Below are 19,367 nucleotides of genomic sequence, written 5' to 3' on the forward strand. Positions count from 1 at the left end.
GCACGTGGCTATCAGCATCCCCGACCGTGTTGTCGTCTTCGACTACGGCGAGGTGATCTCCCGCACGCCGAGCGATCCCGACCGCGCGGCGCTGGTCGCGATCTCGGGATGCCACGACGCCGAGTTCTGGGAGGCCTACTGGGCGCACCGCGATGGCCTCGACCAGGGCACCACGAGCATCCCGGAGTACTGGCGGCTCGTCGCCGCCGATCTCGGCGTGACGTGGAAGGCCTCCCGGGTGCACGAGCTGTGGATCGCCGACTTCCGCAGCTGGTGGAGCGTGGAGCCAGGCACTCTCGACCTCATCGAGGAGCTGCACGAGGGCGGCACGCGCCTCGCGATCCTCTCCAACGCCGGGTTCGACTTCTCGAGCCCGTTCCGCCGCTCCCCGATGGCCCAGTTCTTCGAGCGCGTGTTCGTCAGCGCCGAGATGGACGCCATCAAGCCCGACCCCGCGATCTACTCCGAGGTGGCCGCCGAGCTGGGCATCCCGCTCGACCGCATGGTGTTCGTCGACAACAAGCAGGCCAACACCGACGCGGCGGCCGCTCTCGGCGTGACCGCCCACCACTTCACGGGCGTGGAAGGGCTGGACGGGTTCCTGCGTTCCCTTCAGTCATGAGCACGCTCTTCACGCCGCTGACCCTGCGCGGCACCACGTTCCGCAACCGCCTCTGGGTGGCGCCCCTCTGCCAGTACTCGGTGGAGGAGCGCGACGGCGTGCCCACCGACTGGCACCTCGTGCACCTCGGCTCGTTCGCCCTCGGCGGCGCGGGCCTCGTCATGACCGAGGCGACCGCGGTGAGCCCCGAGGGTCGCATCAGCCCCGAGGACACGGGCATCTGGAACAGCGAGCAGCGGGATGCCTGGGCTCGCATCACCGCCTTCATCAGGTCTCAGGGCGCCGTGCCCGGCATGCAGCTCGCCCACGCCGGGCGGAAGGCCTCGACCTGGCGGCACTTCGACCCGCGCTTCGGCGCAACCGTGCCGGAGGCGGAGGGCGGCTGGGAGCCCGTCGCCCCCTCCGCTGTCGCCTTCACCGGCTACGCGACGCCGCGCGCACTCTCCGTCGAGGAGATCGAGGCCGTGGTCGACGACTTCGTGGCGGCGGCCCACCGGGCGGTCGACGCGGGCTTCGAGCTGCTCGAGATCCACGCGGCGCACGGCTACCTGCTGCACCAGTTCCTGTCGCCCCTGTCGAACCGGCGCACCGACGAGTACGGCGGATCGCTCGAGAACCGCGCGCGGCTGGCGCTCGCGGTGGTCAGTGCGGTGCGCGATGCGGTGGGCCCGGGCATCCCGCTGCTCGTGCGCTTCTCGGCGACCGACTGGGCACCGGAGGAGCTGGGCGGCTGGGACCAGGAGCAGACCGCCGTCGTCGCAGGCTGGGCGCTCGAGGCGGGCGCCGACCTGTTCGACATCTCCACCGGCGGCCTCGTGAGCGGCGTGCGGATCCCGCTGGGGCCGGGGTACCAGGTGCCGTTCGCCGAGTTCGTCCGGGATGCCGCCGAAGCGCCCGTGAGCGCGGTCGGGCTGATCACGGAGGCACAGCAAGCGGAGGAGGTCGTGGCGTCCGGCCGGGCCGACGCGGTCATGATGGGCCGCGAGATGATGCGCAACCCGCACTTCGCGTGGCGGGCGGCCGCGGAGCTCGGAGTGGACCTCGACTACTACCCTCCGCAGTACCTGCGCGCCAAATATGCCCTCAAGAAGCCCGTGACGGGCGCGGCCTAGGGCCGGCGCCTCGTCGCGTCCTGCACTTCTCCGACCAGCTCCTCGATGATGTCCTCGAGGAACAGCACACCCCGGGTAGCCCCGTTCTCGTCGAACGCGCGCGCGACGTGCACGCCGGAGCGGCGCATCGTGGCGAGGGCGTCCTCGAGGTCGGTGCCGCGGAATATCGAGATCAGCTGGCGGATGCGCTTCGGCGGCACCGGCTCGTCGAACTCGTCGGACTCGTCCAGGTCGATGACGTCCTTGAGGTGCAGGTAGCCGGTCGGCTCGCCCTCGTCGTCGACCAGGATGTACCGCGAGAAGCCGCGCTGGGCGACCGCCCGCTCGACGTCCGCGGGTGTCGCGTCCTCGGGCAGCGTGACGAGCGAGGCCATGCCCACGGCAACGTCGCGCACCTTCTTGGAGGTGAACTCGAACGCCGCACTGAGGGTGCCACCGGCATCCGTCAGCACTCCCTCGCGAGTCGACTGGGCGACGATCGTCGCGACCTCGTCGAGCGTGAAGACGCTGTTCGCCTCGTTCTTCGGCGTCACGCGGAACAGCCGCAGCACGCCGTTGGCGATCGCGTTCAGGCCGAAGATGATCGGGTTGAACACGCGCGCCACGAACACCAGCGGCGGCGCGAGGATCAGCACGGCCCGGTCGGGCACCGAGAACGAGATGTTCTTCGGCACCATCTCGCCCAGCACCACGTGCAGGAACGACACGAGCAGCAGCGTGATCACGAACGCGATCGTGCCGATCACCTCCTCGGGCAGGCCGGTGAGGTGCAGCGGTATCTCGAGCAGGTGGTGGATCGCCGGCTCCGAGACATTCAGGATGAGCAGGGATGCCACGGTGATGCCCAACTGGCAGGCGGCGAGCATGAGCGTGGCGTGCTCCATCGCCCACAGAGCGGTCTTGGCAGACCGCGAGCCTGCCTCCGCCCTGGGCTCGATCTGGGAGCGCCGTGCCGAGATCACGGCGAACTCGCTCGCGACGAAGAAGGCGTTGACGAGCAGCAGCACGAACAGCCAGACGATTCCCCAGACGTCCATCAGCGGGCCTCGCCTTCGACGATGGTCGGGGTGAACCGCACGCGGTCGATCCGGCGGCCCTCGAGCCGCTCGATGCGGAACACACCGCCATCGATCTCGACGATGTCCCCCACCGCGGGAAGTCTGCCGAGCTCGCTCATGAGCCAGCCGGCCACGGTCTCGTACGGGCCCTCCTCGGGCACCGACACGCCGGTGCGCTCGAGCAGCTCGTCGGGGCGCAGGATGCCCGGGAACGTGAACCACAGGCGCGAGCGCACCACGTCGGGCTTGGACCTGTCGTGCTCGTCGGACACCTCGCCGACCAGCTCCTCCACCAGGTCCTCGAGGGTCGCGACGCCCGCGGTGCCGCCGTACTCGTCCAGCACGACGGCCATCTGGTAGCCGCGGCCGCGGAGCTCGGCGAGGAGCCCGTCGAGCTTCATGGTCTCGGGCACGCGCAGGGCGTCCGACTGGAGGGCGGAGACCGGGACATCCCCCCGCTTCTCGCGCGGGACCGCGACCGCCTGCTTGACGTGCACGATGCCGACCACGTCGTCGATGCTGTCGTCGATCACCGGGAAGCGGGAGAACCCGGTGCGGCGCGCGAGGTCGATGACTTCCTGCGCCGAGTCGGTGCGGTCGATGCTCGCGACGCGGGGCCGCGGGGTCATGACGTCCTGCGCAGTGTGGTCCGCGAAGGCGAGGGTGCGGGCCAGGAGGGTCGCGGTGTCGCGGTCGAGGCTGCCCTCGCTCGCGGAGCGGCGCACGAGCGAGGTGAGCTCCTCCGCCGTGCGGGCGCCCGAGAGCTCCTCCTTCGGCTCGATGCCGACGAGGCGGAGGATGCCGTTGGCGCTGCTGTTGAGCACCGTGACGGCGGGGCGGAACACGGCGGTGAACACCACCTGGAACGGGATGACGACCTTGCCGATCGCGCGCGGGAGCGACAGCGCCAGGTTCTTCGGCACGAGCTCGCCGATGATCATCGACAGGAGGGTCGCGACCACGATCGCGATGATGGTCGCCACGATCGACACCATCGCCTTCGGTAGGAAGCCCGAGAGGAGCGGCGAGAGGAGCGCGCTGAACGCCGGCTCCAGTGTGTAGCCGGTGAGCAGCGTCGTGATCGTGATGCCGAGCTGCGCGCTCGACAGGTGGGTCGAGGTGTGGCGCAGGGCGGAGATGACCATTCCGAGGCCGCGCTCGCCGCGCTCCTGCCGCACCTCGAGGTCAGACCGGTCGAGGTTGACGAGGGCGAACTCGGAGGCCACGAAGAACCCCGTGCCCACGGTGAGGATCAAGCCGATCCCGAGCATGATCAGCTCATACATGGCGGCTACTACTGGGAGGGTCGTCCATTATCCGAGTAACTCTACCGAAACTGAGCCTGTGAATTCCCCATCCTCCGCCGCGCTACACCTTTCCCGCCGCGCCACAGGAATTTCAGGGGCGCAACCAAGAACCTGCAGCGCCGGATGTTCCCGCCAGTCCTCCACGTCCGGGCAACGGTCATCCTGACCACGGATGCCAGTCTCCGGCCCCGTCGCACACCCACCTTGCACAGCCTGAGAACGTGACGATCAACCTTCTCTACCGCGATGAACAGCTCGTCCTCGGGCGCACCGACCTCGAGCTTCAGCGCGCTCTGAGAACGAGGGAGATCGTTCGCGTGGGCCCCGGAGCCTATGCCGATGGCGAGAAGTGGGCTGCCCTCAAGCCCCTCGACCGGCATCGCGCCCGCGTGACTGCTGCAGCACGCAGAATGGGAGCGGAGGTGGTGTTCTCGCACCATGCGGCGGCAGCCCTCTGGGGAATCCGGATCCTGGGCGACTGGCCCACCGCCGTGGACGTCATCATCGAGCGGGCCTCAGGGGGACGGTCGACCGGGCAGGTGCGCCGCCACGCGACCGGTCTGAGCGGGGTGGCGATAACCCGGCTCGAGGGGATGCTCGTGACCACCCCCGCGCAGACTGTCGTCGACCTCGCGCGCGTGCTCCCCTTCGCCCAGGGCGTCGCCGCGATGGACTCCGCTCTTCACCGCAAGAGGGCGCCACAGCCCCTCGTCCTCAAGGACGACCTCCTCGAGCTGGCGGCCGTGGCACGAGGACCGCGTCTTTCGCGACTGCGGGCCGCGGCTCTGTTCTCCACCGACCTCTCCGATTCCGTAGAGGAGTCTCACAGCCGAGTGCTGATCCGTGAACTCGGTTTCCCGGAGCCCGAGCTCCAGGTTTCGTTCGCGCTTCCGCTGGGCGGACACGCGGACGCGGACTTCTACTGGCGCCAGTTCGACCACGTCGGGGAGTGCGATGGGCGCAGCAAGTACCGCGACGAGGAGTTCCTCCGCGGGAGGCGGCCGGAGGACATCGTGATCGCGGAGAAGAATCGGGAGAACGAGCTGAGACGGGTGGTCGGCAGACTCTCGCGATGGGAGCCCGCCGAGCTGTACACGCCTGGCAGGTTCTACGACCGGCTCGTGCGGGATGGAATACCGTCCAGCCGCCCACGGCCTTAGTCGGGCCACAGATTCTGCGTCGCGCGGCAGGAACTGCTGTAGCGCGACGCAAAACCTGTAGCGCCGCGAATCCGGAGCTACCAGGAGACCGGCAGCGCCTTGCCCTCCTCGTACCCGGCTGCCGACTGGATGCCCACGAGGGCCCGGTCGTGGAACTCGGCGAGCGTCGTCGCACCGGCGTACGAGAGCGAGCTGCGCACGCCCGAGGTGATCATGTCGAGCAGGTCCTCCAGTGACGGGCGCAGCGGGTCGAGGTAGATCTTCGAGCTCGAGATGCCCTCCGCGAAGAGCGTCTTTCGGGCGAGCTCGTAGGCGTCGAGCTTGTCGAAGCGCTCACGCACCGCCTTGGTGGAGGCCATCCCCCAGCTCTCCTTGTAGGCGCGGCCGCTCTCGTCGACGGCCAGCGTGCCGGGGGCCTCGATCGTCCCGGCGAACCACGAGCCGATCATGACGGATGCCGCACCCGCCGCCAGCGCGAGAGCAACGTCTCTCGGGTAGCGCACCCCGCCGTCCGCCCAGACATGGGCCCCGAGGGACCGCGCCGCCTCGGCGGTCTCGAGCACCGCCGAGAACTGCGGCCGCCCCACGGCGGTCATCATGCGCGTCGTGCACATCGCGCCGGGTCCGACGCCGACCTTGACGATGGTCGCGCCGGCGCCTACGAGGTCGTTGACCGCATCGGCCGTCACGACATTGCCCGCCACGATGGGCACTCCGAGGCCGAGGTCGGCGACCGCGGCGATCGCCCGCACCATGCCGTCCTGGTGGCCGTGGGCGGTGTCGATGACGATGACATCGGCGCCGGCATCCACGAGCGCCTTCGCCTTTGCCGCGGGGTCGCCGTTGATGCCGACCGCCGCGGCGACTGAGAGCCGCCCCTGTCCGTCGAGCGCGGGCTGGTAGAGGGTCGAGCGCAGGGCGCCCTTGCGGCTGAGGGTGCCGACGACCTTGCCGTCGTGCAGGACCGGCGCGAACTGGATGCCGGCCTCGACCATCAGGTCGAACGCCGCGCGGGGGCCGTCGAGCTCGTCGACGTCGATCGAGGTAAGCGCACCGCCCAGCAGGTCGCCGAGCCGCGCGCCCGGCAGCGCGGTCGCCAGCCTCTCCGCGGGGATGACCCCGAGGAACGCCCCGTGCTCGTCGTGCAGCACGATGCCGTGCCCCTCGACGGCCGGCAGCTGGGTGAGGGCGGAGGCGACGGTCTCCTCGGGGCGCAGGTCGAGCGCAGCGTCAAAGGCGACGGGCTGCTGCTTCACCCAGCGGATCGCCGCGTCGAGGTCCTGGGCGTGCAGGTCCTGCGGGAGGACGCCGAGTCCGCCCCGCCGGGCAAGGGTCGCGGCCAGGCGCGGGCCCGTCACCGAGTTCATGTTGGCGGAGACGATCGGGATGGTGGCGGCGGTGCCGTCGTGGGGCGCGAGCGAGACATCCAGCCGGCTGCCCACCGCGGAGCGGGACGGCACGAGGAACACATCGGAGTAGGTGAGGTCGTGCACGGGCGACGTTTCATAAAAGCGCATGAAATTAACGCTAGCGTCCCCCGGTCGCGCCAGCGGTTGTCCAGCAAGAACCCTTAAGATTGATGAGGCGTGTCCAGTGGCGGGCGCACCACGAATTTCAACACCAAGTGAACTGAAAGTGGGCGGTCGGCTGTGTCAAGCCAAGTGACCGGAATCGCACCCGACGGGGATTCCTCGGGCGAATTCGGAGCCAACGAGTGGCTCGTTGACGAGATGTACGAGCTGTACCTCAAGGACAAGAACCTGGTCGACCAGTCCTGGTGGCCCACGCTCGAGAGCTACCACCGCACAGACCCCACTCCCACGGGCGTGATCGAGACGATCCCGACGGCAGCCCCCGAGGCGGCGCAGCCCACGCCCGAAGCGCAGGTCGGCGGTGAGGCGCAGATCCCCGAGGAGGTCGCCGCAGCCCCCGAGACCGCAGCACCCGCGACCGCAGCCCCCGAGACCGCCGCACCCACGACCGGCAGCCAGCCCGTCGCGCGCACTACCTCCGTGCAGGCCAAGCCCCAGCCCATCCCCGCGGACGCCCCCGCCACCCTCCCCGTCGCCGCCGAGACGGCCGACGCGCAGGACGAGGTGGCCGCCCTCAAGGGTGCCGCCAAGAGCCTCGCGGCGAACATGGATGCCTCGCTCACGGTTCCGACCGCGACGAGTGTGCGCACCATCCCGGCGAAGCTCATGATCGACAACCGCATCGTAATCAACAACCACCTCAAGCGCGCCCGCGGCGGAAAGGTCTCGTTCACCCACCTCATCGCGTGGGCTATCGTCGGCACACTCAAGGAGTTCCCGAGCCAGAACGTGTACTACGACGAGGTCGACGGCAAGCCGTCCGTCGTCACCCCGGCCCACATCAACCTCGGCATCGCGATCGACATCCCGAAGCCCGACGGCTCCCGCGCCCTCGTGGTGCCCGGCATCAAGCGCGCCGACACCATGGGCTTCGCGGAGTTCCTCGTCGCCTACGAGGACGTCGTGGCGCGCGGTCGCGCGAACAAGCTCACGGCCGCCGACTACGCCGGCAACACCATCTCGCTCACGAACCCGGGCGGGATCGGCACCGAGCACTCGGTCCCCCGTCTCATGCGCGGCGCGGGCACGATCGTCGGCGCCGGGGCGCTCGAGTACCCGGCCGAGTACCAGGGCGCGAGCCCGAAGACCCTCGCCGAGCTCGCCATCGGCAAGACCATCACGCTCACGAGCACCTACGACCACCGCGTCATCCAGGGCGCCGGTTCCGGTGAGTTCCTCAAGAAGATCCACGAGCGCCTGATCGGCGAGCACCACTTCTACGAGGACATCTTCGCCGCACTGCGCATCCCGTACGACCCGATCCACTGGGCGTCCGACATCTCGGTCGACCTCGCGGACAACGTCGACAAGACCGCCCGCGTGCAGGAGCTCATCAACTCGTTCCGCGTGCGCGGCCACCTCATGGCCGACACCGACCCGCTCGAGTACCGCCAGCGCTCCCACCCCGACCTCGACATCTCCAGCCACGGCCTCACCTTCTGGGACCTCGACCGCGAGTTCGTCACGGGCGGCTTCGCCGGCAAGCGCACGGCCCTGCTCCGCGACATCCTCGGCGTCCTCCGCGACTCCTACTGCCGCACGATCGGCATCGAGTACATGCATATCGCCGACCCTGCACAGCGCCGCTGGATCCAGGAGCACGTCGAGCAGAAGTACGCCAAGCCCAGCCACGACGAGCAGATGCGCATCCTCGGCAAGCTCAACGAGGCCGAGGCCTTCGAGACCTTCCTGCAGACCAAGTACGTCGGCCAGAAGCGCTTCAGCCTGGAGGGCGGCGAGTCCACGATCGCCCTGCTCGACGCCGTCATCCAGAAGGCCGCGGAGGCGAACCTCGAGGAGGTCGCGATCGGCATGGCCCACCGCGGCCGCCTGAGCGTGCTCACCAACATCGCGGGCAAGACCTACGGCCAGATCTTCCGCGAGTTCGAGGGCACGCAAGACCCGAAGACCGTGCAGGGATCCGGCGACGTGAAGTACCACCTCGGCACCGAGGGCACCTTCACCGGGGCCAACGGCCGCACCATCCCGGTGTACCTCGCCGCGAACCCCTCGCACCTGGAGACCGTCGACGGCGTGCTCGAGGGCATCGTCCGCGCCAAGCAGGACCGCCGGCCCATCGGCTCCTTCACGGTGCTGCCGATCATGGTGCACGGCGACGCCGCGATGAGCGGCCAGGGAATCGTGGTCGAGATCATCCAGATGTCGCAGCTGCGCGCGTACCGCACCGGCGGCACCGTGCACGTGAACATCAACAACCAGGTCGGGTTCACCACCCCGCCCGCCGAGGCGCACACCTCGACGTACTCGACCGACGTCATGAAGACCATCCAGGCGCCGATCTTCCACGTCAACGGGGACGACCCCGAGGCCGTGGTGCGCGTCGCCGAGCTCGCGTTCGCGTACCGCCAGGAGTTCCACCGCGACGTCATGATCGACCTGGTCTGCTACCGCCGGCGCGGCCACAACGAGGGCGACGACCCCTCGATGACCCAGCCCCTGATGTACAACCTCATCGAGGCGAAGCGCTCCGTCCGCACCCTGTACACCGAGGCCCTCGTCGGCCGCGGCGACATCACGCAGGAGGAGTACGAGGCGAGCCACCGCGACTTCCAGGACAGCCTGGAGCGCGCCTTCGCCGAGACCCACGCGGCGCAGACCGGCTCCATGCCGATCGTCACGGGCGACAGCATCGCCGATCTCGAGAAGCCGGAGTCGCAGCAGGACGCGACCGTCGGCGAGCCCGTCACCACGGGAGTCGACGAGGCGGTCATCCACCTGATCGGCGACGCGCACGACAACCCGCCCGCCGGCTTCACCGTGCACCCGAAGCTCCAGCAGCTGCTCAAGAAGCGCGTCGAGATGAGCCGCAGCGGCTCTGTCGACTGGGCGATGGGCGAGCTGTTCGCCCTCGGGTCGGTGCTCCTCGAGGGCACTCCCGTCCGCATGGTCGGACAGGACACGCGCCGAGGCACCTTCGTGCAGCGCCACGCGGTGCTGCACGACCGGGAGAACGGCCAGGAGTGGCTGCCCCTCGCGAACCTCGCCGAGGGCCAGGCCAGGCTCTGGATCTACGACTCCCTGCTCAGCGAGTACGCGGCCATGGGCTTCGAGTACGGCTACTCGGTGGAGCGCGCGGACGCCCTTGTGCTCTGGGAGGCCCAGTTCGGCGACTTCGCCGACGGCGCCCAGACCGTCATCGACACGTTCATCTCGAGCGGCGAGCAGAAGTGGGGGCAGCGCTCCAGCGTCGTCCTGCTCCTGCCCCACGGCTACGAGGGCCAGGGTCCTGACCACTCGTCGGCCCGCATCGAGCGGTTCCTGCAGATGTGCGCCGAGAACAACATGACCGTCGCGCGCCCGTCGACTCCCGCCTCGTACTTCCACCTGCTGCGCCGCCAGGCGTACGCCCGCCCGCGCCGGCCGCTCATCGTCTTCACACCGAAGTCGATGCTTCGCCTCCGTGGAGCCACGAGCGAGGTCTCAGACTTCACGCACGGCCGCTTCGAGCCGGTGCTCGACGACGTCCGCCTCGCGACGGTGGACGGTGCCGACAAGGCCTCGGTCAAGCGCGTCATCCTCACCGCCGGCAAGATCTACTACGACATCGTCGCCGAGCTCGACAAGCGCGAGTCGAAGGACATCGCCGTTGTGCGCATGGAGCAGTTCTACCCGCTGCCCATCCAGGAGATGAACGCCGCGCTCGAGCAGTACCCGAACGCCGACCTCGTGTGGACGCAGGACGAGCCCGAGAACCAGGGCGCCTGGCCGTTCATCTGCCTCGAGCTCGCGAAGCACCTCAAGGGACGCACGATCCGGGTCGCCTCGCGGCCCGCCTCGGCGTCGCCGGCGACGGGCTCCTCCAAGCGCAGCGCGCAGGAGCAGGCCGACCTCATCGAGAGGGCGCTCGCGCTCTAGCGATAGCCCCGTGCACCGTTCTAGCGCAGCAGCGCTAGAACGGTGTCAGGAGGCAGTAGCTACGCGTTCGCGAGCCGCGCCCGGATCGCCTCGACCAGCTCCTCAGGAGCGGTCTCGCGGCACGCCTGGCGCACCTTCAGGGTCAGCGTGAGGCCCACGAGGTGCTCGGTGGTGCAGTCCTCGCAGTTGGCCATGTGCTCGGCGACGTCAGCGGCGTCCTGCTTGGCCAACTCGTTGTGGATGTACTCCTCGAGCTCGGCCTTGGCCTTGTCGCATCCGCAGTCGGTCATTTCGGGGCTCCTGTGGGGGAAGGCGCGACGATCCCACGGTCGCGCGCGTAGTCGGCAAGTGATTCCCGCAGCATCCGGCGGCCGCGGTGGAGGCGGCTCATGACGGTGCCGACGGGGGTCTTCATGATGTCGGCGATCTCCTGGTAGGAGAAACCCTCGACGTCGGCGAAGTAGACCGCCAGGCGGAAGTCCTCCGGGATCGCCTGCAGGGCATCCTTGACCGCGCTGTCCGGCAGGTGGTCGATGGCCTCGGCCTCGGCCGACCGGGTCGAGGTCGACTGGGTCACCGACTCGGCGCCGCCGAGCTGCCAGTCCTCGAGGTCGTCGATGGTGCCCTGGTAGGGGTTGCGCTGGTTCTTGCGGTAGTTGTTGATGAATGTGTTGGTCTGGATGCGGTACAGCCAGGCCTTCAGGTTCGTGCCCTGCTGGAACTGCGCGAACGCCTGGAAGGCTTTGACGAACGTCTCCTGCACGAGGTCCGCCGCGTCCGCCGGGTTGCGCGTCATGCGCATGGCCGCGGCGTACAGCTGGTCTGCGAAGGGAAGTGCCTGCTCCTCGAAGAGCGCCCGCTTGGCGGCCGCTGCATCCTCGGGAACCGTGTCGATAGTCATCAGGGCCAATTCTAGGTCGCCGGATGCCACCCCCACGGGCCGTGCTTCGAGAACCATAGTCATGCTGGGGTGAACCACCGCAGCGGCCCCGCTATTCCGGGAGCCGCCGGTACTCTGGTGTGCGATGGCGATTTCGAAGGCGGCCCAGCCCCAGTTCAACCCGTACGGCGACGACGACCCCGTGCCCGAGCCCGACAGCGGGCCCTGGCCCGCGCCCGTCGCCACCGGGCCGCTCCGCACCGTGATGCGCCTGCCCGGGTCGAAGAGCCTCACGAACCGAGAGCTCGTGCTCGCCGCCCTCGCCAACGGCCCCTCGCTGCTGCGCGCCCCGCTGCACTCCCGCGACACCGCCCTGATGGTCGAGGCGCTGCGCACCCTCGGCACGACCGTGGAGGAGGTACCGGGAAGCGGCGGGTTCGGCCCCGACCTGCTGGTGACGCCCGGCGAGCTGTTCGGCGGCTCCATCGACACCGGCCTTGCCGGCACGGTCATGCGGTTCCTGCCGCCCGTCGCGGCGCTCGCCCTGGGGCCCGTCGCGTTCGACGGGGATGCCGCGGCCCGCAAGCGGCCCATGCGCACGACCATCGACTCGCTGCGGGCGCTCGGGGTCGACGTGAGCGACGACGGGCGAGGCGCCCTGCCCTTCAGCCTGTACGGTACGGGCTCGGTGGCCGGCGGCGAGCTCGAGATCGACGCCTCCGCCTCGAGCCAGTTCGTCTCCGGGCTGCTTCTCGCCGCGCCCCGCTTCGAGCACGGGCTGCGGCTGCGCCACACCGGAGACACCCTTCCGAGCCTCCCGCACATCGAGATGACCATCGCCTGCCTGGCGGCCCGGGGCGTCGTCGTGGAGAACCCCGAACCCGGGCTGTGGGTCGTCCCGCCGTCCGAGATCCAGGCGCTCGACGTGGACATCGAGCCCGACCTCTCCAACGCCGGGCCGTTCCTCGCCGCCGCGCTCGTCGCGGGCGGGTCCGTAACCGTGGAGGGCTGGCCGGAGCACACCACGCAGGTCGGCGCGCGCATGGCCGAAATCCTGCGCGACATGGGCGGCCGGGTGACGCAGACGCCCACCAGCCTCACCGTGGAGGGCGGCCAGGGCATCCACGGCATCACCCTCGACGAGTCGAGCGAGCTGGCTCCCACCGTCGCCGCGGTCGCCGCGCTCGCCGACTCCGAGACGGTGCTCACCGGGATCGCCCACCTCCGCGGCCACGAGACCGACCGCCTCGCGGCCCTCGTCGCCGAGATCACGGCGCTGGGCGGGGATGCCACGGAGACCGACGACGGGCTCATCATCCGTCCCGCGGCACTCACGGGCGGCCTCTGGCACGCTTACGAGGACCACCGGATGGCGACCGCCGGCGCGATCATCGGCCTCGCCACTCCCGGAGTCGAGGTCGACGACATCGACTCCACCTCGAAGACGCTCCCCCAGTTCGCCGAGCTCTGGGCGGCGTTGCTGGGATGAGCTGGCTGACGGACGACGAGGACGACGGCGAGTACTCCGAGTACGACGAGTCGGCCGCGAAGGTCAGGCCGAACCCCAAGGGCAACAAGCCGCGCAGCAAGAACCGCCCGGAGCACGCCGACGCGAAGACGGGACGCGTGTTCAGCGTCGACCGCGGCCGGTACGGCGTGTGGGTTGACGAGAACACGCCGGAGGAGCGGCAGCTGATCGCCACGAAGGCGCGCGAGCTGCGCACCCAGGAGGGCCGCATCTCGGTCGTCGCGGGCGACTACGTCGATCTCGTGGGAGACACCTCCGGCGACGAGGGCAGCCTCGCGCGCATCGTGCGGGTGCAGCCCCGCACGACCCTGCTGCGCCGCAGCGCCGACGACACCGACGCTGTGGAGCGCATCATCGTCGCCAACGCCGACCAGATGCTCATCGTCGTGGCCGCGGCCAACCCCGAGCCGAGGCCGCGCCTCGTCGACCGCTACCTGGTGGCCGCCTACGACGCCGGCATCACTCCGATCCTCGTCGTCACGAAGACCGACCTGGCCGACCCGGCGGAGTTCCTCGCGAACTTCGCGGGACTCGGCTTCCGCGTCATCCAGAGCCGCTCGGACGAGCCGCCCGTCGACGAGCTGCGCGAGCTGCTCGAGGGGCACACGACCGTGGCAGTGGGGCACTCCGGGGTGGGCAAGTCGACGCTCGTGAACGCCCTCGTGCCCGACGCGAACCGCGCCGTCGGCCGGGTGAACGATGTCACCGGGCGCGGCCGGCACACGTCGTCATCCACCATCTCGTACCGCATCGGCACGGGCTGGATCGTCGATACGCCCGGCGTGCGGTCGTTCGGCCTCGGGCATGTGGACCCGTCGAACATCCTCAAGTCGTTCACCGACCTCGCCGAGCTCGCCGAGGACTGCCCGCGCGGCTGCACGCACCTGCCCGACGCACCGGACTGCGCGATCATCGAGGGCGTGGCCGAGGGCAGGCTCGGGGAGCTGGGCGCCCAGCGGCTCGAATCCTTCCAGCGCCTCATCGCTACTCTGGGATCGTGACTGACACAGCGCCACTCAACTACTCCCCCGCAGACGACCTCGCCCTGGCCCTCGCCCTCGCTGCGAATGCCGACCACATCTCCCTGGACAGGTTCCAGGCCCTCGACCTCGTCGTGACGACGAAGCCTGACAGGTCTCCGGTGACGGATGCCGACCAGGCTGTCGAGCGCAGCATCCGGTCGGGCATCGAGGCGGCGCGGCCGAACGACTCCATCCTCGGCGAGGAGTACGGCACCCAGGGCTCGGGCAGCCGCCAGTGGATCATCGACCCGATCGACGGCACCGCCAACTTCCTGCGCGGCGTGCCGATCTGGGGCACCCTCATCTCGCTCGCCGTGGACGGCGTGCCGGTCGTCGGCGTGGTGAGCGCTCCGGCCCTCGGCAAGCGCTGGTGGGCGGCGAAGGGCCACGGCGCCTGGGGCCAGGCCACCGGCCACGAGGAGCGAGCGCTGCGGGTGAGCAGCGTGGGCGAGCTCGCCGACGCATCCCTCAGCTACAACAGCATCAGCGGGTGGGACGAGGTCGGCCGGCTGGACGAGGTGATCGCGCTGACCCGGCAGGTGTGGCGCTCCCGTGCGATCGGCGACATGTGGGCCTACATGCTCCTCGCGGAGGGCTCGCTCGACATCGTCGGGGAGTTCGACCTCAAGCCGTACGACATGGCGGCGCTCATCCCGATCGTCGAGGAGGCGGGCGGCCGGTTCACCTCGGTGGACGGCGAGGCCGGCCCGTGGAGCGGGAGCGCGCTCGCGACGAACGGACTGCTGCACGACGCCGCCCTGACGGCCCTCTCCCCCAAGAAAAGCGCTTGACCGAACGTATGACCATATATCGGTTCAGGGCGAGTTGTACCCCCAATGGGGGTACGCGGATTCGCTAGGCTCAGGCTTGGACCTGAACCGAATCGGGGACCTTGAGAGAGGAAAATCTGGCAATGGCAACCACAAGCACCACAGCAGCTCGTTTCGTCGCACTACTCGCGGTTGGGGCCGCGAGCCTCGTTCTGGCAGGCTGCAGCCTCCTGCCCGGCGGCAACAGCAGCAACGGCGGTGACACGGGCACGGACGAGGGGGACGACGTCTTCAGCATCGAGGTCGGCGACTGCCTCAACGACGCGGACGTGAGCGAAGAGGTCAGCACGGTCCCGATCGTCGACTGCGCCGAGGCGCACGACAGCGAGGCCTACTACGCGGAGGACCTCACCGACAGCGACTTCCCGGGCCAGGACTCGATCGTGTCCTCCGCCGAGGGCATCTGCGAGCCGCAGTTCACCAGCTTCGTCGGCCTGGCTGACGCCGACTCGGCGTACACCTACAGCTACTACTACCCGACCGAGTCGAGCTGGGAGGCCGGCGACCGCGAGATCCTGTGCGTCGCGTACTCCGACGACCTGAGCCAGATCACGGGCAGCATCAAGGGCATCAACAAGTAGTGACCGCCCACCGCCCCGCCGCCGCAGTGGCACTGCTGGCCTCGAGCATCCTGCTCGCCGGCTGCACGGCCCTCGGCGGCGCGGGCGGTGCGCCCAGCCCGACGCCCACCGGGCCGCCGGAGGTCGACGTTCTCGACCTGGCCGTGGGCGACTGCCTCGACACGCACGGCAAGCCGGGCATCACCAAGTCCGTCCCGGTCGTCGACTGCTCGCTCGAGCACGACAGCGAGGCCTACGCGACGATCGCACTGGATGACGGCAGCTTCCCCGGTGACGACAGCGTGAAGTCCAGCGCCCAGGAGGGCTGCACCGAGGCTTTCGCGGCGTTCGCCGGGATCGACTACGCGAGCTCCGCGCTCGACTACGCCTACTACTTCCCGACCGCCGGCAGCTGGGCCGGCGGCGACCGGCGCATCCTCTGCCTGATCGTAGATCCGGGTGAGCGGGTCACGGGCACCCTGGAGGGTGCCGCCCGCTAGCGGGACCCTGCTAGTAGGTGCCCTTGATGACGAAGTAGGAGCCGCGGATCGTCCCGGCGAGCTTTGACTTCTGCCGCGCGAACTTGAAGGCGGAGAGCTCGCCGGGGACCTCCATGCCGTCGGACAGCTTGAAGCCCACGGCGCGCTTGCCGCCGTCCTCCAGCGCGTACATGACGTTGATCGAGAGCCCCGACTCGTAGAACACGTACGACATCTTCAGGCCGTCGACCACGAACTGGGTCACCTCGAGGGGCGTCGACGCAATGTGCAGGTCGCGCTCCGTCGCTAGCACGCGCTCGATGTACTCGAGCGTCTCCGGGTCCTCCGCAGCGGCAGAGACGTCGAAATCGTGGTCGTACTTGTTCTTGAAGTACCGGGCCTCGTTCGCGCGCAGGCCGGCAAGGGCGCCGACGACGGGGCTGGACTCGAGGCCCGCGGTCGAAACGGTGACGAAATCAACGATCATGGTGCAAGCGTAGGTCGCTCGTGCGGTGCGGGACTTCTCCGTTCCTGCTGGAATAGGCTTGCCCAATGGCCCGCGCCGACACCGATACAGACCGCCGCAGGCCCGTAACGCTCTCGGATGTCGCCCGGGAAGCCGGAGTCTCGCAGTCCACTGCCTCCCGATGCCTCAACGGCAGCGCGCGCAAGGTCGACGACGCCCTGCGCGAGCGGGTGCTCGCCGCGGCGGCCCGCCTCAACTACACGGCGAACCTGTCTGCGCAGACCGTCGCCCGGGGCACCTCGACCACCGTCGCGCTGCTCGTGAGCGATATCGCGGACGCCTACTTCTCCTCGATGGCAGCGGCGGTCATGACGGCCGCCGAGTCCGAGGGGCTCCGGGTCACCATCGCCGTGACCGACCGCAGCGTGGAGCGCGAGATCGAGCTCGTCCGGCAGCTTCGCGGGCAGCATGCCCTCGCCGTGATCCTCGCCGGCAGCGGCTATGTCGACTCCGCGCTCTCCGAGGCGCTCGTCCGCGAGCTCACGATGTTCGAGGAGACGGGGGGCCGCGTCGTGCTCGTCAGCCGCAGCGACCTGCCCTTCGACACGGTCGACCTCGACAACCTGGGCGGTGCCCGCCGGCTCGCCTCGGCCCTCGTGCGCCTCGGCTACACCTCATTCCGGGTGCTCGGCGGCGAGGAGGAGCTCGTGGCCACGCGCGACCGCGTCGAGGGGTTCCGCCTCGGCCTCGGTGACCGCTCGCTCGACCTTGCCGCCGATCGCGTGCACTACTCCGCGTTCAGCTGGGAGGGCGGGTATGACGCCGTGCAGGCCATGGACGACAACCAGCTCGCCGAGACCGAGCTGCTCTTCGCCGTCAACGACGAGATGGCACTGGGGGCGATCGCGGGGCTCAGGGGCCGCGGCATCCGGGTGCCCGAAGAGGTCGCCGTTGCAGGATTCGACGACATTCGTTCGCTGCGCGACGTCGTGCCCGGACTCACCACCGTGCGGGTGCCGCTCGTGGAGGTCGGCCGCGAGGCCATCGCCCGCATCACGGCGGAGCCGGGGGCGGGCAAGACGATCGTCGCGACGGTCGTGCTGCGCGACTCGACGCCGCGCCTGAACTAGGCCTTCACGCCGCCGCTGATGAGGTCGAGGCGCCAGTAGCGCTGGAGCGACAGGAACAGGATCACGACGGGCACGATAGCGATGAGCGCGCCCATGATCACGAAGGAGTAGAGCGCGGCCTGCCCGCCGCTCACGCGCAGCATGCCGTACAGGCCCAGGGTCAGTGGGTAGAGCTCGTTGTCACTCAGCATCACCGAGGGAAGCAGGAAGTTGTTCCAGATCCCGATGAACTGCAGAAGGAACACCGTGACGAGCGCGGGGGCCATGAGCCGCAGGCCAACCGCGGTGAAGATGCGGAACTCGCTGCCGCCGTCGATGCGGGCCGCCTCCATGAGCTCGGTGGGGATGGACGACTCCGCGTAGATCTTGCACAGGAAGATCGCGTACGGGCTCACGAGCAGCGGCAGCAGCACGGAGGCGTAGTTGTTGGTCATCCCGAAGCGGGCCAGGAGCAGGTACTGCGGGATCGCGAGCACGATCGCGGGCAGCAGCACCCCGGCAACGATGAAGCGGAATATCAGGGTGGATCCCTTGAATCGGTACTTGCCCAGCGCGTAGCCGGCGGCCGCCGCGACGAGGGTGGAGAGCACGCCGCCGCCGACCGCGTAGATGATCGAGTTGACAGCCCAGCGCGCGAAAATGCCGTCCTGGTAGGCAAAGAGACCGGCGATGTTCGCCCAGAAACTGCCGGTGAACGAGGGCAGGTACGTCGAGGTGGAGAATAGCTCCGCGTTGGACTTGGTGGACGCCACGACGATCCACGCCACTGGGACCAGGCAGTACACCGCCCCTACGAGCAGGACGAGGGTCGGGATGAGGCCGCCCCGACGGGCTTCGCGGATCACTCGCCGCTCCTGCTGAAGCGGTTGCCGATGGCACTGATCACGAGGGTTGCTCCGATGGTGAGGGCGACGATGATGAGGGCGGTCGCGGACCCCTCGTAGATGTCGTTGGTGACGAACGCGTCGCTGTAGACCTTCATGAGCGGCACCCAGCTCGACGTGATGGCGTTGGCGAGGGGCCGCAGCGTGGTCGGCTCGTTGTAGAGCTGCAGGGCGCCGAGCACCGAGAACAGGCCGACGAGGACCATCGCTGGCCGGATGAGGGGCAGCTTGATCCGCAGCGCGATCTGCAGCTCACTTGCGCCGTCGATCTGCGCGGCGTCATAGATCTCGGCGGGCAGGCCGCGGATCGCGGTGTACAGCACCACCATGTTGAAGCCGACCACGCCCCAGACCGCGATGTTGGCGACCGAGAAGAAGATCGTGGTCGAGCCGAAGTAGTCGACGACAGCACCGCCGATCGGGCTCGTCGCCGGGAGGTACAGGAAGCCCCAGAGGAGCGAGGCAATGACACCGGGCACCGCGTACGGGATGAAGATCACAATGCGGGAGAGGCCGACGAGCCGGGCGTTCTTCGCATCGAGGCACAGGGCGAAGACAGTGGCGAGGATGACGGTGGCCGGCACACCGATGACGGCGACGGTGAGCATCCGCCCGATGCTGGCCCAGAGCTCGGGATCGGATACCGCCGAGATGTAGTTCTGGAGGCCGACGAAGACCTCGGTGGTCGAGCCGCCGAACAGGCCGCCGCTCACCTTCTGCTGCAGCAGACTCAGGATGAACGCGTAGACGCCGGGCGCGAAGGTGAAGAGCGCGAGGAGGATCACCGCGGGGGCCACGAGCAGCACCGGGAGGGTGTTGCTCTGCAGCCGGCGTCGGCGCCGGGGGGCGAGGGTGGTCACG

At 69.3% G+C, this 19,367-nt stretch carries 18 protein-coding genes; 10 read left to right on the top strand and 8 right to left on the bottom strand.

The genetic code is table 11. The features are described 5' to 3' along the window. The first annotated feature begins 4 nt into the window (after positions 1 to 4). Positions 5 to 622 carry an HAD family hydrolase gene (locus AC1RTC_RS06565; protein ID WP_493154674.1) on the top strand — a complete coding sequence of 206 codons (618 nt, stop codon included), beginning with the start codon at positions 5 to 7 and terminating at the stop codon, positions 620 to 622. Beyond that, a complete protein-coding gene (locus tag AC1RTC_RS06570; RefSeq protein WP_493154675.1) occupies positions 619 to 1,734 on the top strand; it encodes an NADH:flavin oxidoreductase/NADH oxidase in 1,116 nt (371 codons plus the stop codon). Before AC1RTC_RS06565 ends, AC1RTC_RS06570 begins: the two co-directional genes overlap by 4 nt. Here AC1RTC_RS06570 and AC1RTC_RS06575 read toward each other — a convergent pair. Together AC1RTC_RS06575 and AC1RTC_RS06580 are read right to left on the bottom strand one after the other, a co-directional pair. After that, on the bottom strand, positions 1,731 to 2,771 hold the full coding sequence (locus tag AC1RTC_RS06575; RefSeq protein WP_493154676.1) for a hemolysin family protein: 1,041 nt from the start codon (positions 2,769 to 2,771) through the stop codon (positions 1,731 to 1,733). The genes AC1RTC_RS06570 and AC1RTC_RS06575 overlap by 4 nt on opposite strands. Beyond that, positions 2,771 to 4,078 (bottom strand): hemolysin family protein, encoded by a 1,308-nt coding sequence (locus AC1RTC_RS06580; RefSeq protein WP_493154677.1) that lies wholly within the window; start codon positions 4,076 to 4,078, stop codon positions 2,771 to 2,773. Before AC1RTC_RS06580 ends, AC1RTC_RS06575 begins: the two co-directional genes overlap by 1 nt. Positions 4,079 to 4,320: 242 nt before the next feature. On the opposite strand from AC1RTC_RS06580, the gene AC1RTC_RS06585 reads away from it, so the two are divergent. Beyond that, complete coding sequence (locus tag AC1RTC_RS06585) at positions 4,321 to 5,259, top strand: hypothetical protein (RefSeq protein ID WP_493154678.1); 939 nt, start codon at positions 4,321 to 4,323, stop codon at positions 5,257 to 5,259. Positions 5,260 to 5,336: 77 nt separating this feature from the next. Here AC1RTC_RS06585 and guaB1 read toward each other — a convergent pair whose 3' ends face one another. Continuing rightward, the gene (guaB1, locus tag AC1RTC_RS06590) at positions 5,337 to 6,776 is read right to left on the bottom strand and encodes a GMP reductase (RefSeq protein ID WP_493154679.1); all 1,440 of its coding nucleotides are present in this window, start codon (positions 6,774 to 6,776) and stop codon (positions 5,337 to 5,339) included. 132 nt (positions 6,777 to 6,908) lie between these two features. On the opposite strand from guaB1, the gene AC1RTC_RS06595 reads away from it, so the two are divergent. Next, the gene (locus AC1RTC_RS06595; protein WP_493154680.1) at positions 6,909 to 10,727 is read left to right on the top strand and encodes a multifunctional oxoglutarate decarboxylase/oxoglutarate dehydrogenase thiamine pyrophosphate-binding subunit/dihydrolipoyllysine-residue succinyltransferase subunit; all 3,819 of its coding nucleotides are present in this window, start codon (positions 6,909 to 6,911) and stop codon (positions 10,725 to 10,727) included. Between the two features lie 59 nt (positions 10,728 to 10,786). Here the strand turns inward: AC1RTC_RS06595 and AC1RTC_RS06600 are convergent, their stop codons facing one another. Together AC1RTC_RS06600 and AC1RTC_RS06605 are read right to left on the bottom strand one after the other, a co-directional pair. Then, a complete protein-coding gene (locus AC1RTC_RS06600) occupies positions 10,787 to 11,017 on the bottom strand; it encodes an anti-sigma factor family protein (RefSeq protein WP_493154681.1) in 231 nt (76 codons plus the stop codon). Further along, a complete protein-coding gene (locus AC1RTC_RS06605; RefSeq protein WP_493154682.1) occupies positions 11,014 to 11,628 on the bottom strand; it encodes a sigma-70 family RNA polymerase sigma factor in 615 nt (204 codons plus the stop codon). The genes AC1RTC_RS06600 and AC1RTC_RS06605 overlap by 4 nt, the downstream gene beginning before the upstream one ends. 124 nt (positions 11,629 to 11,752) lie before the next feature. Here AC1RTC_RS06605 and aroA point away from each other — a divergent pair, with 124 nt between their 5' ends. From aroA to AC1RTC_RS06630, 5 genes are all read left to right on the top strand, one after another. After that, positions 11,753 to 13,096: a 3-phosphoshikimate 1-carboxyvinyltransferase gene (gene aroA, locus AC1RTC_RS06610; protein ID WP_493154683.1), complete on the top strand. Its 1,344-nt coding sequence runs from the start codon at positions 11,753 to 11,755 to the stop codon at positions 13,094 to 13,096. Further along, a complete protein-coding gene (gene rsgA, locus AC1RTC_RS06615) occupies positions 13,093 to 14,136 on the top strand; it encodes a ribosome small subunit-dependent GTPase A (RefSeq protein WP_493154684.1) in 1,044 nt (347 codons plus the stop codon). The genes aroA and rsgA overlap by 4 nt, the downstream gene beginning before the upstream one ends. Further along, positions 14,133 to 14,948: a histidinol-phosphatase gene (gene hisN / locus AC1RTC_RS06620; RefSeq protein ID WP_493154685.1), complete on the top strand. Its 816-nt coding sequence runs from the start codon at positions 14,133 to 14,135 to the stop codon at positions 14,946 to 14,948. The genes rsgA and hisN overlap by 4 nt, the downstream gene beginning before the upstream one ends. Before the next feature lie 122 nt (positions 14,949 to 15,070). Then, the gene (locus AC1RTC_RS06625) at positions 15,071 to 15,568 is read left to right on the top strand and encodes a septum formation family protein (protein WP_493154686.1); all 498 of its coding nucleotides are present in this window, start codon (positions 15,071 to 15,073) and stop codon (positions 15,566 to 15,568) included. Then, positions 15,568 to 16,047, top strand: coding sequence for a septum formation family protein (locus AC1RTC_RS06630; protein WP_493154687.1), 480 nt, complete (start codon positions 15,568 to 15,570; stop codon positions 16,045 to 16,047). Before AC1RTC_RS06625 ends, AC1RTC_RS06630 begins: the two co-directional genes overlap by 1 nt. Positions 16,048 to 16,057: 10 nt before the next feature. Here the strand turns inward: AC1RTC_RS06630 and AC1RTC_RS06635 are convergent, their stop codons facing one another. Next, positions 16,058 to 16,513: a DUF8821 family protein gene (locus AC1RTC_RS06635; protein ID WP_493154688.1), complete on the bottom strand. Its 456-nt coding sequence runs from the start codon at positions 16,511 to 16,513 to the stop codon at positions 16,058 to 16,060. A gap of 65 nt (positions 16,514 to 16,578) precedes the next feature. On the opposite strand from AC1RTC_RS06635, the gene AC1RTC_RS06640 reads away from it, so the two are divergent. Continuing rightward, positions 16,579 to 17,622, top strand: coding sequence for a LacI family DNA-binding transcriptional regulator (locus AC1RTC_RS06640; RefSeq protein ID WP_493154689.1), 1,044 nt, complete (start codon positions 16,579 to 16,581; stop codon positions 17,620 to 17,622). Here the strand turns inward: AC1RTC_RS06640 and AC1RTC_RS06645 are convergent. Then, complete coding sequence (locus tag AC1RTC_RS06645; RefSeq protein ID WP_493154690.1) at positions 17,619 to 18,467, bottom strand: carbohydrate ABC transporter permease; 849 nt, start codon at positions 18,465 to 18,467, stop codon at positions 17,619 to 17,621. The two genes, AC1RTC_RS06640 and AC1RTC_RS06645, sit on opposite strands and share 4 nt — an antisense overlap. Then, complete coding sequence (locus AC1RTC_RS06650) at positions 18,464 to 19,366, bottom strand: carbohydrate ABC transporter permease (RefSeq protein WP_493154691.1); 903 nt, start codon at positions 19,364 to 19,366, stop codon at positions 18,464 to 18,466. Before AC1RTC_RS06650 ends, AC1RTC_RS06645 begins: the two co-directional genes overlap by 4 nt. Position 19,367: the final 1 nt, after the last annotated feature.

It is taken from the genome of Rhodoglobus sp. GW821-FHT12B09 (assembly GCF_058809925.1).

Bases quoted from the DNA above. Each gene is read 5' to 3' on its own strand.
- AC1RTC_RS06580 (WP_493154677.1), bottom strand. From the start codon at position 4,078: ATGTATGAGCTGATCATGCTCGGGATCGGCTTGATCCTCACCGTGGGC.
- AC1RTC_RS06640 (WP_493154689.1), top strand. From the start codon at position 16,579: ATGGCCCGCGCCGACACCGATACAGACCGCCGCAGGCCCGTAACGCTC.
- aroA (WP_493154683.1), top strand. From the start codon at position 11,753: ATGGCGATTTCGAAGGCGGCCCAGCCCCAGTTCAACCCGTACGGCGAC.
- rsgA (WP_493154684.1), top strand. From the start codon at position 13,093: ATGAGCTGGCTGACGGACGACGAGGACGACGGCGAGTACTCCGAGTAC.
- AC1RTC_RS06625 (WP_493154686.1), top strand. From the start codon at position 15,071: ATGGCAACCACAAGCACCACAGCAGCTCGTTTCGTCGCACTACTCGCG.
- AC1RTC_RS06600 (WP_493154681.1), bottom strand. From the start codon at position 11,017: ATGACCGACTGCGGATGCGACAAGGCCAAGGCCGAGCTCGAGGAGTAC.
- AC1RTC_RS06635 (WP_493154688.1), bottom strand. From the start codon at position 16,513: ATGATCGTTGATTTCGTCACCGTTTCGACCGCGGGCCTCGAGTCCAGC.
- guaB1 (WP_493154679.1), bottom strand. From the start codon at position 6,776: ATGCGCTTTTATGAAACGTCGCCCGTGCACGACCTCACCTACTCCGAT.
- AC1RTC_RS06605 (WP_493154682.1), bottom strand. From the start codon at position 11,628: ATGACTATCGACACGGTTCCCGAGGATGCAGCGGCCGCCAAGCGGGCG.
- AC1RTC_RS06570 (WP_493154675.1), top strand. From the start codon at position 619: ATGAGCACGCTCTTCACGCCGCTGACCCTGCGCGGCACCACGTTCCGC.
- AC1RTC_RS06575 (WP_493154676.1), bottom strand. From the start codon at position 2,771: ATGGACGTCTGGGGAATCGTCTGGCTGTTCGTGCTGCTGCTCGTCAAC.